Origin of the sequence: Bradyrhizobium sp. BRP19 (assembly GCF_020194195.1) — a bacterium.
Taxonomy (GTDB): domain Bacteria; phylum Pseudomonadota; class Alphaproteobacteria; order Rhizobiales; family Xanthobacteraceae; genus Bradyrhizobium; species Bradyrhizobium yuanmingense.
Genome location: NZ_JADYVZ010000013.1, coordinates 38665 through 54014 on the forward strand (window position 1 = coordinate 38665; position 15350 = coordinate 54014).

Annotated in this window: 11 protein-coding genes; 8 read left to right on the forward strand and 3 right to left on the reverse strand. The window is 63.8% G+C overall.

Going from position 1 to position 15350, the window contains the following annotated elements:
• The first annotated feature begins 21 nt into the window (after positions 1-21).
• The 3 genes from I6F36_RS29330 (at position 22) to I6F36_RS29340 (ending at position 6256) form a co-directional block, all read left to right on the forward strand.
• Complete coding sequence (locus I6F36_RS29330; protein WP_225172683.1) at positions 22-1260, forward strand: efflux RND transporter periplasmic adaptor subunit; 1239 nt, start codon at positions 22-24, stop codon at positions 1258-1260.
• Entirely contained in the window at positions 1257-4376 is a 3120-nt protein-coding gene (locus tag I6F36_RS29335; protein ID WP_225172684.1) for an efflux RND transporter permease subunit, read from the forward strand. Before I6F36_RS29330 ends, I6F36_RS29335 begins: the two co-directional genes overlap by 4 nt.
• A gap of 539 nt (positions 4377-4915) precedes the next feature.
• Entirely contained in the window at positions 4916-6256 is a 1341-nt protein-coding gene (locus I6F36_RS29340) for an amidohydrolase family protein (RefSeq protein ID WP_109145134.1), read from the forward strand.
• Positions 6257-6711: 455 nt separating this feature from the next.
• On the opposite strand, the gene I6F36_RS29345 is transcribed toward I6F36_RS29340, so the two are convergent.
• The 3 genes from I6F36_RS29345 to I6F36_RS29355 are packed head-to-tail and all read right to left on the reverse strand — an operon-like array spanning position 6712 to position 9324.
• Entirely contained in the window at positions 6712-7521 is an 810-nt protein-coding gene (locus I6F36_RS29345) for an N-acyl homoserine lactonase family protein (RefSeq protein WP_225112288.1), read from the reverse strand.
• Between the two features lie 8 nt (positions 7522-7529).
• Positions 7530-7919: a carboxymuconolactone decarboxylase family protein gene (locus I6F36_RS29350; protein ID WP_225172685.1), complete on the reverse strand. Its 390-nt coding sequence runs from the start codon at positions 7917-7919 to the stop codon at positions 7530-7532.
• A gap of 28 nt (positions 7920-7947) precedes the next feature.
• Positions 7948-9324 carry an MmgE/PrpD family protein gene (locus I6F36_RS29355; RefSeq protein WP_225172726.1) on the reverse strand — a complete coding sequence of 459 codons (1377 nt, stop codon included), beginning with the start codon at positions 9322-9324 and terminating at the stop codon, positions 7948-7950.
• Between the two features lie 222 nt (positions 9325-9546).
• Between I6F36_RS29355 and I6F36_RS29360 the strand changes: the two genes are divergently transcribed.
• The 5 genes from I6F36_RS29360 to I6F36_RS29380 all read left to right on the forward strand — a co-directional run bounded on the left by I6F36_RS29360 (position 9547) and on the right by I6F36_RS29380 (position 15349).
• On the forward strand, positions 9547-10440 hold the full coding sequence (locus I6F36_RS29360) for an NAD(P)-dependent oxidoreductase (protein WP_225147727.1): 894 nt from the start codon (positions 9547-9549) through the stop codon (positions 10438-10440).
• 30 nt (positions 10441-10470) lie between these two features.
• Positions 10471-11865: an MmgE/PrpD family protein gene (locus tag I6F36_RS29365; RefSeq protein WP_225172686.1), complete on the forward strand. Its 1395-nt coding sequence runs from the start codon at positions 10471-10473 to the stop codon at positions 11863-11865.
• A 79-nt stretch (positions 11866-11944) separates the two neighbouring features.
• The gene (locus I6F36_RS29370) at positions 11945-12880 is read left to right on the forward strand and encodes a branched-chain amino acid ABC transporter permease (RefSeq protein ID WP_036011532.1); all 936 of its coding nucleotides are present in this window, start codon (positions 11945-11947) and stop codon (positions 12878-12880) included.
• Between the two features lie 2 nt (positions 12881-12882).
• The gene (locus I6F36_RS29375; protein ID WP_225172687.1) at positions 12883-14655 is read left to right on the forward strand and encodes an ATP-binding cassette domain-containing protein; all 1773 of its coding nucleotides are present in this window, start codon (positions 12883-12885) and stop codon (positions 14653-14655) included.
• On the forward strand, positions 14642-15349 hold the full coding sequence (locus tag I6F36_RS29380; protein ID WP_036011537.1) for an ABC transporter ATP-binding protein: 708 nt from the start codon (positions 14642-14644) through the stop codon (positions 15347-15349). Before I6F36_RS29375 ends, I6F36_RS29380 begins: the two co-directional genes overlap by 14 nt.
• The last annotated feature ends 1 nt before the right edge of the window (position 15350 follow it).

Here is a 15350-nt window from a genome sequence, read left to right on the forward strand (position 1 = left end):
CTCTGGAACACGGAGCGGACCATGAACCTTGCTGACGTCGCGACGAGACTGGCGGCAGGATTGGTTACGGTCTCGATCGGCGGGACTGTCCGGACCCAGCCGACGCCTTCCACGCCTGCCGTCGGCGTTGTGGAGGCAACGCGCCGGCTGATCACCGAAAGCAACGAGTTCCTCGGCCGAGTTGAGGCGGTCAACCGGGTCAACGTGACGGCCCGTGTCACCGCCGCTCTGGAGCAGCGGCTGTTCAACGAGGGTGCCGAGATCAACAAGGGCGACCAGCTCTATCGGCTGGAGCGCGGCCCATTCGAGGCCGATCTCGCAGCCAAGCAGGCGCAGGTGGCGCAACTCGAGGCGATGCTGGAAAACGCCAGGCTGACGACGGAGCGCGCGCACACCCTTCTCGGCGGGCCGGCCGGGCAGCAATCGACCTATGACGCCGCGCTCGCCACCCAGCGCAGCTTACAGGCCCAGGTCCAGGCTGCCCAGGCGCAGGTCCAGGCCTCCCAAATCAATCTCGACTACACCGTCATCAATGCTCCGATCGACGGCAAGATCGGTCGCACGGCGGTAACGGAAGGCAACATCGTCGGGCCCTCCTCCGGCGTGCTGACCACGATCGTCAGCCAGGACCCGATGCACGTCACGTTCCCGGTGCCGCTGCGAGAGGGGCTCGAGCTGCGCGAGCGGTACCTCCCACAAGGCGGCCTCGAGGCGGTGACGATCCGATTGCGGCTGCCCGATGGCCGTATGTACGGTCAGTCCGGCAGACTGAACTTCGTCGACAACAGCATCGCCCAGAACACCGACACGATCACGGTCCGCGGCGAGATTGCCAACCCGATCTTGCGCGCCCCGTCTGCCGCAGGCGTGACCGCGCACGAGCTGACCGACGGCGAGTTGGTCACCGTTCTGCTCGAAGGCGTCCAGCCGATCGAAGTACTTGCGATCCCACGCGCGGCGGTGTTGTCCGACCAGCGCGGCGACTATGTTCTCGTCGTCGGCAAGGACAATAAGGCAGAGGAGCGGCGCGTTCAGCTCGGACAATCGACCGCAACAATTGCCGCCGTCATCGGCGGGCTTGCTGCCGGCGACAAGGTGATCGCCGAAGGGTTGCAGCGGGTTCGCGCGGGTCAGACCGTCGCTCCGGATACAGCAAGCGCACTCCTGCGGTCGAGCATGGACGGCGTAGCGAGCGAGGCGCCACCGCGGAGCGGCCGCGGCACTCCGATCCGGCCCCACGCCGCGGACCGCACTCCATGATATCGGGCGTCTTCGTCGATCGGCCGCGCCTTGCGATAGTGATCGCACTTCTCATCACCATTGCCGGCGCGTTGGCACTCACGCAAATTCCCGTGGCGCAATTTCCGGATATCGTGCCGCCGCAGGTGACCGTCTCCGCGACCTTCCCAGGCGCGTCCGCCGAGGTCGTGGAAAGCAGCGTCGCCCAGCCTCTCGAAGCACAGGTGATCGGCGTCGACCGCGCGCTCTACATGAAATCAACCAGCGGCAATGACGGCAGCTACACGCTCACGATTTCTTTCGCGCATGGCACCAATGCCGACATCAACACGGTCAACGTCAATAATCGCGTGCAGAGCGCGCTGTCGCAGTTGCCGACGGAGGTGCAGCAGCAAGGCGTGAGGGTGCAGAAGCGATCCTCGTCGATCCTGCAATTCCTCGTGCTCTACAGCGCCGACGGCCAGCAGGATCCCCTCTTCATCACCAACTACGCCATCATCAACGCGCTGGACGCGATCGCGAGCACGCCGGGCGTCGGCCAAGCGAACCTGTTCGCAAAGATGAACTATTCGATGCGAATCTGGTTCGATTCGCAGCGGCTCACCAGCCTCAGCTTGACCCCGTCGGACGTGATTGCCGCCATCCGCGCGCAGAGCGTCCAAGCTGCCGTCGGCCGCATCGGCGCGCGGCCGATCAGCGACGATCAGCAGTTCCAATTCAACGTGCAGACCCTCGGCCGACTCGCCAGCGCCGATCAATTCGCCAACATCGTGCTACGCGCCAATCCCGACGGATCCTCGCTGCTGGTGAAAGACGTCGCGCGCGTCGAGATCGGTGCGCAAAACGTCGACAGCGAGGCGCGGATCGACGGGCGCGCCGCCGTTCCGATCGCAGTCTACCTTGCGCCGGGAGCGAACGCGGTGACCACGGCGCGAGCGGTGGCCGAGACGATGCAACGGCTGTCAACGCGATTTCCGCCTGGACTGAGCTATCTCGTCCAATACGATTCCACGAGCTTCGTTCGGGACACGATCGCGGAGGTCTTGCGGACACTGGCCGAAGCCTTCGTCCTCGTGATGCTGGTCGTCTATATCTTCCTCGGTAGTCTCCGTGCGACGGTGATCCTGGCCATCGCAGTACCGGTGAGCCTGATCGGCACGTTCGCAGTTCTGCTCGCGTTCGGCTATTCGGCCAATACGGTATCGCTGCTCGCGATGGTCCTCGCCATCGGCATCGTCGTCGACGATGCCATCGTCGTCGTGGAGAATGTCGAGCGCGTCATGGCGGCGGAACCAAGCCTGGCTCCAGCCGAGGCCACCAAGAAAGCCATGACCCAGATCACCGCGCCGATCATCGCGATCACTCTGGTGCTGCTCTCCGTGTTCGTGCCGATCGCGTTCATTCCCGGCATTTCGGGCACGTTGTTCCGTCAGTTCGCCGTGACGATCAGCGCCGCAATGTTGATTTCGGCGCTGAACGCCCTGACGCTATCCCCTGCACTGTGCGCGCTGCTGATGCGCCACGGCAGACGGCCCCGCGGCATCATCGGACGTGTACTCGGCGGCATCGACTGGTTGCGCGAGCGCTACGGCAACGGCGTCCGCTACCTCGTGCGCCGGGCCGCGCTCTCGCTGCTGCTGGTTGCCGTCTTCGCCGCCGGCGTCTTCGGTGTCTCGATCATTACTCCGACGGGATTCCTGCCGGAGGAGGACCAGGGCGCCTTCTTCACCTCGGTGCAGCTCCCGGACGGCGCGTCGGTCGCACGCACCAGCCAGGTTACCCGCCAGATCGAAGACGTCCTGAAACAGATGCCGGCCGTCGATCACGTGCTCGCGGTGATCGGCTTTTCACTGCTCGATGGCGTCTCCCAATCGAACAGCGCACTGGTGGTGGCGCGGCTCAAGCCATTTTCCAACCGGACAGCGGCCGCAGACTCGGCGCAGGCGCTAATCTCCAGGACATTCGCAGCCGGTGCCCAGGTACGACAAGCCAATGTGCTGCCGTTCAACCTGCCGCCGATCATCGGCCTCTCCACCGGCGGCGGATTCGAGTACCAGCTTCAAGCTCTGGAAGGACAGGGCCCAGCCGCGATTTCGAGCGTGACAAACGCCCTGATCGGCGCCGCCAACGCCGATTCGCGGCTCACGCGGGTGTTCTCGACCTTCACCGCGACCAATCCGTCGCTCTATCTCGACGTCGACCGGCGAAAGGCCCAAGCGCTGGGCGTCGCGGTCAATGACATCTTCATTGCGCTGCAGGCGACGCTCGGCGGCGTCTACGTCAACAACTTCAACCTGTTCGGACGCACCTGGCAGGTCAACATTCAGGGCGACGCATCCGATCGCGCCCACGTCTCGGATATCTGGCGGATCTACGTGCGCAACAACAAAGGCGAGATGGTGCCGATGCGGGCGCTGGCCGACGTCATGGTCGTAACCGGGCCGCAGGTCATCACTCGCTACAACAATCATCGTTCCGTGACGGTGAACGGCAGCCCTGCGCCGGGGACCTCTTCGGGCACCGCGCTATCCGCGATGGCGCAGATCTCCGACGCCGTTCTGCCGTCCGGCTACGACTTCGCCTGGACCGGCACCGCCTTTCAGGAGCAGGGAGCGGCAGGTCAGACCGGAATCGTGCTCGCGCTGGCCGTGATGTTCGCCTATCTGTTCCTGGTCGCACTTTACGAGAGCACGGTGATCCCGATCCCGGTGCTGCTGTCGGTGGTCGTCGGTGTGCTCGGATCTTATTTCGGCATCATGATTGCGCGCCTCAATCTCGACCTCTATGGCCAGATCGGCCTCGTTGTGCTGATCGCTCTTGCCGCCAAGAACGGCATCCTGATCGTCGAGTTTGCGAGGGAACAGCGGGAGGCGGGTATTCCGATCTGTGAGGCCGCGGTTCAGGGTGCCCATATGCGTTTTCGTGCGGTCATGATGACGTCACTTGCGTTCATCCTCGGCCTTCTGCCGCTGGTCATTGCGACCGGAGCTGCCGCGCTGAGCCGCAGAGCAGTGGGCACCGCTGTCTTCGCTGGTATGCTCGCAGCAAGCTCGATCGGGATCTTCCTGGTGCCGATGCTCTACGTCACCTTCCAGCGCATACGGGAGCGCGCGAAAGGCACAATCAAAAGCGGCTAAGAATGCCCGATCCTAACAAAAACATAGAACGTAACGAAAGAATGTCGTCTGGCTTAGATGAGCTACTTCGATGATTGAGGAATACGCTGCCGGATTACGAGAGATTATTAGTAAGCTGCGCAGAAAATTGAACCAAGTTTACCCGGGTAGAGCTTTCATAGAGCGCTATTTCCACAGTTGGCACCCCGATTCCTGCTCCGCCGGTGTACAGAGAATCCCTAATGTACGGGACAGATGGCGTCTCTAAGCTGGCGGACTGGAAGGCTCGGGAACCCCGCTCAATCCGCGGGACGTACTTCTATGCGGGTCCTTTGGTGCAACGGAGCTCACATCAAGCGGAAGCTGGCGCAAGTCGAATGTAGCAGCATAGGGACCCGACCTTGCCACGAATGTTCTGATGCATGGCTCTCGCCAAATGGTCACGGCCCGATGGTTGTCGGTCGAGCGAATCGGAACGAACTCGTGTGCGGCGCGACAACTTCTGCCGGGCTCCGCGCCGCTGGCGAGAGAATACGACATGCTAGGAAGGAACACTGCAAATGCGGATAGCCGAGTGTGCCACGATCATTGTTGCGACGTGCACCTTTCTCACGCCGGCAGAGCCGCAAGAGCGGATTGCAGTCACCGTCTTCGAGAACGTGCGCATCTTTGACGGGAAGAGCCAGACGCTTTCCGTCCCATCGAATGTCGTCATCCGCGGAAACATCATCGAGCGGATCGTGACCGCTCCCATTCCAACCGATCGTCGCGTGGACGCCCGCGTCATACAAGGCGGTGGACGCGTGCTGATGCCCGGGCTCAGCGACATGCATTGGCACGCGATGATGGTCCGTCCGACACCCGCGCAGATGCTGTCGAGCGACCTCGGATATACGACGCTGCTGGCGAGCGCGGAAGCGACAGCGACACTGATGCGCGGATTCACGACAGTCAGGGACATGGGCGGCCCCACCTTCTCACTCAAACGCGCGATCGATGAAGGTCTCGTCCCGGGTCCTCGCATCTATCCATCGGGAGCCGTCATCACGGTCACCGGCGGCCATGGAGACTTCCGCGAGCTTTGGGAGCTGCCGCAAAGTCAGGGCGGAACAAGCCGCGTCGAACAGCTCGGCGGAAGCATCATCGCGGATGATCCCGACGAGGTCCGCAAGCGCGTGCGCGAACAGCTCATGCAGGGCGCGTCCCAGGTCAAGCTGACGGCAGGGGGAGGCGTCGCCTCGCCTTTCAGCCCACTTGATGTGACCACATTCAGCGAAGCGGACTTGCGCGCGGCCGTCGAAACCGCCACCGATTGGGGGACGTATGTTGCAACACACGCATATACACCGAGCGCAATTCGACGTTCCATCGCCGCGGGCGTCAAAGTGATCGAGCATGGTCATCTCATGGATGAACCGACTGCACGCCTCATCGCCGAGAAGCAAATCTGGCTGAGCACTCAGCCGTTCGTAGACCTCGGCGGCGCAGCCATGCTCCCGCCCGCCCAACAGGCGCAGATGCGCCAGGTTGTTGCGGGAACGGACACCGTGTACGGGTTCGTCAAGAAGTTTGGGATCAAGACCGCCTTTGGAACAGATATCCTCTTCTCGAAGCCACTGGCCGAGCATCAGGGTCAGGGCATCGTAGACCTCACGCGGTGGTTCACGCCGGCGGAAGCGCTGACGATGGCGACCTCAACCAATGGAGAGCTGCTCGCGCTTTCCGGAGCGCGGAATCCTTATCCCGGCAGGATCGGAGTGGTCGAGGAAGGCGCATTGGCCGATCTCCTGCTCGTCGATGGCAATCCGCTGGAAGACATTCGCCTCATCGAGGACCCCGCAAATAAGCTTGTCGTCATCATGAAGGACGGGATCATCTACAAAGACACCAATCCCAAGTGACCTATTCTCACGGCTGCGCCTGTGACCGAAAGTGATGGCCTGTCACCATGCCTGACGGACGTCAAACCGGATATTTCGACAAACAGCGCAGACCTTTCGCTTGGGTAAGCCGAGATGTGATGGACTCCAAGGGCCTGACCGACTTCATGAGCTCCGAGTCCACGAAGTGGGCCGGGATCATCAAGAAGATCGGCATCGAGCCGATGTAGCGATGCTTGGCGAAGACCTTTCGTTCCAATCCGCTTGGCGCCTCCAACCTGACCGCATCATGATCTAGATGCTGCGCGGTTGCGTTCCTCTGCATGCCGGCCTCGCAATACGCGACCGGCACCGTCGTCGCCATCGATGGCGGCTTTCTGGCAGGATAGTCAGCCGTCTCCGATCGGCCGCAGATCGTGCCAGAGTTGAAGATGCGGAAGCTCGACAAGGATGCGGTGCGTGGTCCTCTCGCCGCCCTAGGAGTGAGCAGGCCCGGACGGCGCCACATCCAAGCGGACCGCGATCCCGTCCAGATCCGGGGTCGGCGCTGGATAATGCATCATGACGAGCGGATCGTGACCTGGAACGATGTGGTCCGCATCCGGCGCTGCGGCGCGCAGTTTGTCGAACCCCGCCAGCATGTCGCCGACATGAAACGCCGTCGTAAAAGGACGCTCGCTGGTCAGGTTTTCGTAGAAATGACTGACGTCGGAAGCGAGCACGACCGGACCGCGGCGCGTGTTGACCCGGACGAATTGAAGCCCGGCGGAATGTCCGCCCGCCGCATGGACCGTTAGCCCGGGAGCGATCTCAGCATCGCCATCGTAGAACAGGACTCGGCGCGCATAGTTCAGCCGCACGATGCCGCAGACGTCCTCGACCTCGAAAGAATGCGACAACCTCGGATATTGCATGTAGCGGCCGGTGGCGTAGGCAAGCTCGCGCTCCTGGAGATGAAATCGTGCGTTCGGAAAGCGGTCGAAATTGCCGGCATGGTCGTAGTGCAGATGCGTGAGGATCACGTCCTCGATTTCGGCCGGCTCGATATCGAACGCCCCAAGAGCCTCCACCGGGCAGCGCAGGAATGTCCGCCTGCGCTGCTCCGCAATTTCGGCGTTGAACCCGGTATCGATGACGAAGGTGCGCCCACCTCCCCGCGCCAGCCACATGAAATAGTCCATCGGCATCGGTCCGTCATGCGGATCACCGCCGATGAAGTGGTCGCTCCGCTGCGCATCCCGCGTTGCGTAGCGGATGGCGAAGAGTTCGTAGATCGGGTCAGCCATGGATTTGCTCAGGAGCCGGCCGCGTCGACCTCGTTGAAGGCCTCGCGCGCATTGCGGAAGGCGTCGATGCCGGCGGGCACGCCGCAATAGACCGCGACCTGGAGCAGGATCTCCTTGACCTCCTCCTTGGTCAGCCCGTTCTTCAACGCGCCCTTCACGTGCAGCTTCAGCTCGTGCGGCCGGTTCAGTGCGCCGAGCATCGCCAAATTGACGATCGAGCGCGTGCGACGGTCGACGCCGGGTCGCGTCCACAGCGCGCCCCAGCAGAATTCGGTGGACCATTCCGCCATCGTGCGCGTGAACTCGTCGGCACCGGCGATCGATTTGTTGACGTAGTCCTCGCCGAGCACCTCCTTGCGGACTTTGAGGCCCTTTTCGAACAGTTCGGTCTTGGTCATGATCGTCCCTTTCACGTCTTGCGAGAGTCTAGATGGAAGTTGTTCGGCGCATCGCCGAGGGCGGCCGCAACGATCGCAGCAGTTCGGCGACGTCAGCCACCGCATCGAGACGCCAGACGGCGTCGATGACACCGTCCGCGTCCCAATTGCTCTGGCCCGTTCGCACGCTTTCGCGCAGCTTGGCCTCGAGATCGCGATCTTCAAGCGGCGCTGCCCGGCTGCCGCGCGGCGAGATGACGGTCTCGGTGAAAACCTCGCCGGACGACAGGCGCACGGTCACGCGTGCCGCACCATCCGGCATCCCGTCATCCCACTCCGCCCTCACCTTCTGCCGCAGCTGCACAATATCGGGCCGGACGACCGTCTCGCGTGCAAACTCGGCGACGCCGGCTCTGCCGAGCAGCAATCCGCACGCCACGCAATGATGGATGCTGACGCGCGCATCGCGCTCGTTGTTGACGGGGCGGTCGCCGCGCGCAAGCAGCAGCGTCGAGCCTTGAACGGTCACGGTGTCGATCTGGTCGAATCGCCGACCGATCCGCTCTCGCAACCGAAGGCAGGCATCAATGACCGCATGAAAAACGATGCCGGCGGGATAGGGCTTGTAGGTGTTCTTGGCGATCTCAAAGGTCTTGCCGAGACCATCAAGCAAGCGGGCAATATCCGGCTCGTCACCCATGGTGCGTGCCCAACCGAGCGGGCCTTCAATGGCGTGGGGGGCCGCCTCATAACCCTGCTCTGCAAGCAGCGCCGCAAACAAGCCGTTGCGCGCCGCGTTACCGACGCTGACATTCTTCGCGGCACTGGGCAGGTTCTCGACATTGCCTGCCGACTGGCTCGCCGCGAGCCCGATGGCATTCGCAATACCCTCCGCCGGCAGGCCCAATAGTTTGGCGCAAGCCGCCGCGGCGCCAAAGATCCCGCATGTCGAAGTGATGTGCCAGCCGCGCGCATAATGGCGCGGCGAAACGGCGTTGCCGATGCGACATTCGACATCCACGCCGAGGATGAACGCCGTCAACAATTCGCGTCCAGACAATTTATGCGTCTCCGCGAGTGCGAGGACTGGAGCTGCGACCGGTGCCGCCGGATGAATGATCGTCTCGGGATGGGTGTCATCGAAATCGAGCAGATTGGCCGAGATGGCGTTGAGAAACGATGCGCACATCGCGTCCATCGGCTGCGAATGACCGATGACCGTCGCGGTCGCGGCGCCGCTGAACGGCGACAGGGTTCGCATCGCCGCCATCACCACCGGATCGCGTGCGGAGCCGAGTGCCGTGGCGAAGAAATTCAGTATCGAGCGTCGCGCCTCGCCGCTCTGCGCCTCCACGTCCGCCCACGATGTCGCCGCGACGAAATCGGCGAGCGTCCTGCTCACGCTGGGAATTGGGTCTTGCGGCACGCGGGGCGTCTTCCTCGTTTTTCGGACCTTATGCCGATCCGCGGCAAACTGTCGACCCCAAATGTTATGCTTGACAGCTTGTCTGACAATCATAACAATCCGGCACGCTGGCACGGGAACCCGCCGCCGCAACGACGGCGTCGTCAGGGCCGGCCGGCGAACTGACAACGACAAGATCAAGACGGCGCGCCCCGCGTGGGATGGCGCGACAGGGAGTTAACGATGGCGGGAGAGACGCTCGGTGTGATCGGAACGGGCCGCATGGGCGGCCCCATGGCGGGGCGGTTGATGGACGCGGGCTATTCGCTCGTCGTCTACGACACGCAGACCGACGCGACGCAGCCGCTGGTCAAGCGCGGCGCCTTGGTCGGCAAGTCGCCGGCCGACGTCGCCTCGCGCGCCGACATCGTGCTCGCCAGTCTGCCGACGCCAGACATCGTCAAGGCCGTCACTCTCGGCGAGGACGGCATCAGCAGCGGCAACCGCGCCAAGATCGTCGTTGATCTCTCGACCTCTGGTCCCGGCGCGGCGAAGCTCGTTGCGGAAGGGCTGAAAGCCAAAGGCATGACGCTGGTCGATGCGCCCGTCAGCGGCGGCATCAAGGGCGCCGTGAACGGCACGCTCGCCGTTATGGTATCGTGCCCGCAAGCGACTTACGACATCGTGCAGCCGATCCTGAAGAATTTCGGCAAGCTGTTCTACACCGGCGACAAGCCCGGCGTGGCGCAGACCGCCAAGCTCGCCAACAATCTGATGGCGGCGGCGGCGCTGGTGATCACGTCGGAAGCGGTCGCCATGGGCGTCAAGGGCGGCGTCAACGCCAAGGTGCTGATCGATATCATCAACGCCAGCAGCGGCCGCAACAGCGCCTCCGAAGACAAATTTCCCCGTTCGGTGCTGCCGGGCACGTTCGATTTCGGATTCGCCACCGGCCTTTCCTACAAGGACGTCCGTCTCTGCGTGGACGAGGCCGAGGCCATGGGCGTGCCGATGGTCTGCGGCGCAGTGGTACGGCAGATGCTGGCGATCACCAACGCCAAATACGGCCCGTCATCCGATTTCACCTCGATCGCCAAGGTGCTCGAGGAGTGGGCCGGGGTCGAGATGCGCGGCTGAGCGCAAGAGCCTTTGGGAGAAACACTTGCGATGACGAACGGCCCGACCGGATCAGGCAAGGTATCGCTCGCGCGCCAGATGGCGCGGAGCGCACTTGCCGTTGATCTCGGAGATTTCGGGCCTGAAGTGGTCGCCAAGGCCAAGCTCTGCCTGCTCGACTTCCTGTCCTGCGCCTTCGAGGCGGGTCATCATCCCTGGAGTCGTCAGGCAATCGCGATCGCACAGGGTGGCGGCAGCGCAACCATCGTCGGAATGTCGCGACTCTCCTCGCCGGCCGATGCCGCCTTCGCCAATGCCGTGATGGGGCACGGACTCGTGCGGGAAGACATGCATGCCGCCAGCATTGCGCATCATGGCGTCGTGATCTGGCCGACCTTGCTCGCGCTGTCCGAACAGTCGCAGCTGCACGGCTCAAGGCTGCTCGCAGCCGCGATAATCGGCTATGAGACCGGCGCGCGGATCGGCCGCGCGTTGCTGACCTCCGATCTCGCCCGGCTCTATCGTCCGACCGGCCTCGTGGCCCCTCTGGGCGCGGCGCTCGCCGGAAGTTTCGCGCTCAACCTGTCCGAAGACGCAGCGACCAGCGCCATCGCGATCGCAGCCAACACGTCCAGCGGTCTCAACGAGTGGCCGCATGCAGGCGGCTCCGACATGTATTTTCATCCGGGCTTCGCCGCCAGCAATGCGATCAAGGCAATCGGCCTCGCCGCAGCCGGCGCTTTCGGCTCCGAAACGATCCTCGAAGGCGAAGCGGGCCTGTTCGCCGCCTATCGTCGCCGGGCCGCGCCCGACAGCATCGCGCTGTTCCCGAATGGCGAATGCGAGATCATGGCGGTCTACAACAAGCCGGTCCCGGCCTGCAATTTCGCGCAGACCGCCGCGCAAGCGGCCCTTCGCGTCTCGCACGAACTCGCCGGCACCGAGGAGATCGACAGCGTCGTCGTTCGCGCTCCCGATGCCGCCGTGCGCTATCCTGGGTGCGCCTCCACCGGCCCGTATCGGAACGCGCTCCAGGCCAAGATGAGCATTCCCTTCAGCGTCGCGGCCACCCTCGTGAGAGGCGAGATCGAGGAAGGCAACTACGCCGAACTCGATGATGTCGATATCATCCGCCTGGCTGCGATCACGAAGCTTGAGCCGGATGTCGGCTTCACCACCGCGTTCCCCGACAAGCAGGGCGCGGATGTGACCGTGCATCTGCAGAGCGGCCGGACGATCCGGCACGCGCTACCCGACGTCATCGCCGCAACGCCTTCAGATATTCGCACGCGCTTTCGCACGGCCGCTCAGGGAGTCCTCGGTGAGGACCGCACGTGCCAGTTGGAGCAACTCATCGAGAGCTGCGAACGGCTCGGCAACGCCGGCGATATCGCAGCACTATGCCGCCTGGACACGGCGGAACGGGTTTTACGATCGGCATCATAAGAAGTGCCGGAGAGTACGGGGGAAACATGGTCGACTTCGAGACCCGCTTAGGTTCGTCAGCCGCGCGGAGGCGAAGCTGATGGAAGGATTTCTGCAAGCGCTCGCCGCGGGCCTTCTGATCGGCGCCGTCTACGGCCTGATGTGCGTCGGGCTCGGCCTGATCTTCGGCGTCATGCGCGTCATCAACTTCGCCCATGGCGATTTCATGATGCTCGGCATGTACACTGCCTTCTATCTGTTCACCGCCGCCGGCGTTCAGTCGTTCTTCGGCAATGCCGTCGGACCGTTCGTCTCCATCCTGCTGGCCGGCCCCGTGCTTGCCGTATTCGGCTACTTCGTCCACCGGGCACTGATCTCGCACGTCTCGGGGACGCGCACCGCCTCGCTCGAAGGCGAGGGACACTACGCCCAGCTGATCCTCACGCTCGGGATCGCGCTGATCCTGCAGAACGGCGGCCTCATCGTGTTCGGCTCGGTGCTGGCCTCGATCCGCACGCCGCTGTCGAGCTCGGCCTGGGAGCTCGGCCCCTTCTTCGACATGAGCATCTTTCTCAACAAGGCGCGCAGCATCGACATGATCGTTTCGCTGATCATGATGATCCTGCTTTCGCTGCTGATCACGCGCACGCGGATCGGCAAATCGCTTCGCGCCGCCGCGGATAATCCGACCGCCGCGACCTATATGGGCATCGACGTCGACCGCGCGCACCGAACCGCCTTCGCGCTCGGCTGCGGCATCACGGCGATCGCCGGCGGCCTCCTCGCTACGAACTATCCGTTCCACCCGTTCGTCGGCCTCGAATACGTCATCGTCATGTATGCGGGCGTCGTGCTCGGCGGCATGGGCAGCATCATCGGCGCGTTCTGGGGCGGCATGACGATCGGGCTCGTGCAGCAGATGTCGACGCTGATCCTGCCGACGCAGCTGCAGAACGCCGCGATCTTCGCCGTCTTCCTCCTCATCATCTTCTTTCGACCGCAAGGCTTCTTCGGACGCATGGTGGAGAGGACGTGATCATGCTCCGGATACGCTCCTTTCTTCCTCCCCTGCTCTTCACCATCGCCTATGCCGCGCTGTCGCTCGGCGTCACCAATTCCTATTACCAGCTGATCCTGACGCTGGTGCCGGTGTGGGCGGTGTTCGGCCTGTCCTGGAACCTGCTCAGCGGCTACACCGGACTGATCTCGTTCGGCCATGCTGCCTTCTTCGGCATCGGCGCCTATGCCACCGCGCTTGGCCAGATCTATTTCGACATATCGCCCTGGCTGCTGATCCCCATCGCCGCCGTGCTCGGCGGCATCGCCGGGCTGCTGATCGGATTTCCCACCTTCCGCCTCCAGGGCCACTATTTCGCCCTGGCGATGCTCGCCTACCCGCTTGCCATCCTCTACGTGTTCGAGTGGCTCGGCTTCCAGGAGGTGACCCTTCCGATCAAGCGCGACGCGCCGATCGCCTACATGCAATTCGCCGATCCGCGCATCTACACGCTGCTGGGACTCGCAATCATGCTTGCCACCATCGTGCTGACGCAATTCATCGAGCGCTCCCGCTTCGGCATGGCACTGCTCGCAATCAAGCAGAACGAGGCCGCCGCCGAGGCGGCCGGGATCAATACGCTCGCCTGGAAGCTGCGCGCGATCACGCTGAGCGGGGCCATTGCCGCGGCGATCGGCGGCTTTTACGCGCAGGTGTTGTTGGTCGTGACGCCGCAATCGGTGTTCGGCATGCTGGTGTCGGCCCAGGCGCTGACGGTCGCGATGTTCGGCGGCGTCGGCACAGTCTGGGGGCCGGTGATTGGCTCGGTGATCCTGATCCCGCTCGCCGAGATCCTGCATGCCGAAGCCGGCGCGCGCTTCCCCGGCATCCAGGGCGTGATCTTCGGCTTCGCCATCGTCTGCGTCATCCTGCTGGCCCCGGAAGGCCTGTTCTGGAAGCTGCGCGATCTCCTGCGCAAACGGATCGCGCCTAAGGCGCCTGCCTCCGACCTGCCCGAAACATCGGCTGCCAACGTCACCACGCTGAAGCCCGCACCGCGACAGCGGGCTGCCACCGGGGAAGTCATGCTCGAAGTCAAGAACCTGTCGCGGTCCTTCGGCGGCCTCAAGGCCGTGCAGGATGTCAGCTTCAAGCTGCACCAGAACGAGATCCTCGGCATCATCGGCCCCAATGGCGCCGGCAAGACCACGCTGTTCAATCTCCTCAACGGCTTCCTGAAACCGAGCGAGGGCGAGGTCTTGATCGATGGCCGCAACATGTCCGGCCAACGGCCGCACGTGATCTGCGAGGCCGGCATCGGCCGCACCTTCCAGGTGATGCGACCATTCCTGCGCATGTCGATCCTCGACAATGTCGTGATCGGTGCCTATGTGCGCGCGCGGTCCGACGACGAAGCCCGCAAGCTTGCCGCCGATGCAGTTGCCCGTGTCGGGCTCTCTGCCGTCGCCGACCGCGTCGCCGGCGAGCTTTCGACCAAGGAGCTGCGGCTGATGGAGCTTGCCCGCGCTATCGCCGGCCAACCGCGCATCCTGCTGCTCGACGAGACCCTCGCGGGCCTCGGCCACGGCGAGGCGGACGAGGTCGTCGCCGTGATCCAGCAGCTCGCGCGCGACGGCATGACCATCGCGATCATCGAGCACACGATGCAGGCGATGGTTCGGCTGGTCGACAGGTTCGTCGTACTCGACCACGGCGCCGTCATCACCGAAGGCCTGCCGGAAGTGGTGACGCGCGACAACCGGGTGATCGAGGCCTATCTCGGCAAGAAATGGGTGGGCCATGCTGCGAATTGAGGGATTGAGCGCGGGCTATTCCGCCAAACCCGTGCTGAACGACATCTCGATCAATGTCGGCGCCGGCCAGTTCGTCGCCATCGTCGGGCCAAACGGCGCCGGCAAGACCACGCTGTTCAAGACCATCTCCGGCATCGTCAAGCCGAGCGGCGGGGCCATCACCTTCGACGGCGTCGACCTCCTCGCAGTGCCGCCGCCGCAGCGCGCCCATCTCGGCATCGCCCACGTCCCCGAGGGCCGCCAGGTCTTTCCCTCGCTGACCGTGATGGAGAATCTGGAGATGGGTGCGATGACGGAGAGCGGTCGACGCGACTGGCAGAGCAACATCGAGCGCATCTTCGAATGGCTTCCGGTGCTGAAGGAGCGTCGCAGCCAGTTCGCGGGCACGATGTCAGGCGGCCAGCAGCAGATGCTCGCGATCGGCCGCGGCCTCGCCTCCTCGCCGAAACTCTTGATGCTGGACGAACCCTCGATGGGGCTGGCGCCCTCAACCGCCGACTTCATCTTCGATCGGCTGATCGAGATTCGCCGCCAGTCCGGGCTGACCATGCTGCTGGTCGAGCAGCGCGTCGCGGAAGCGCTGGAATCCGCGGACCACGGCTACGTCCTCGAAGCCGGCCATGTCGTGCTCGAAGGCAACAACGACACGCTGCGCGCCGACGACCGCGTGCGCAAGGCCTATCTCGGCATGTGAC

Coding starts and splice junctions, on each gene's coding strand:
- I6F36_RS29330 (WP_225172683.1), top strand. CDS start 22: ATGAACCTTGCTGACGTCGCGACGAGACTGGCGGCAGGATTGGTTACG.
- I6F36_RS29375 (WP_225172687.1), top strand. CDS start 12,883: ATGCTCCGGATACGCTCCTTTCTTCCTCCCCTGCTCTTCACCATCGCC.
- I6F36_RS29345 (WP_225112288.1), bottom strand. CDS start 7,521: ATGGCTGACCCGATCTACGAACTCTTCGCCATCCGCTACGCAACGCGG.
- I6F36_RS29360 (WP_225147727.1), top strand. CDS start 9,547: ATGGCGGGAGAGACGCTCGGTGTGATCGGAACGGGCCGCATGGGCGGC.
- I6F36_RS29365 (WP_225172686.1), top strand. CDS start 10,471: ATGACGAACGGCCCGACCGGATCAGGCAAGGTATCGCTCGCGCGCCAG.
- I6F36_RS29350 (WP_225172685.1), bottom strand. CDS start 7,919: ATGACCAAGACCGAACTGTTCGAAAAGGGCCTCAAAGTCCGCAAGGAG.
- I6F36_RS29340 (WP_109145134.1), top strand. CDS start 4,916: ATGCGGATAGCCGAGTGTGCCACGATCATTGTTGCGACGTGCACCTTT.
- I6F36_RS29335 (WP_225172684.1), top strand. CDS start 1,257: ATGATATCGGGCGTCTTCGTCGATCGGCCGCGCCTTGCGATAGTGATC.
- I6F36_RS29370 (WP_036011532.1), top strand. CDS start 11,945: ATGGAAGGATTTCTGCAAGCGCTCGCCGCGGGCCTTCTGATCGGCGCC.
- I6F36_RS29380 (WP_036011537.1), top strand. CDS start 14,642: ATGCTGCGAATTGAGGGATTGAGCGCGGGCTATTCCGCCAAACCCGTG.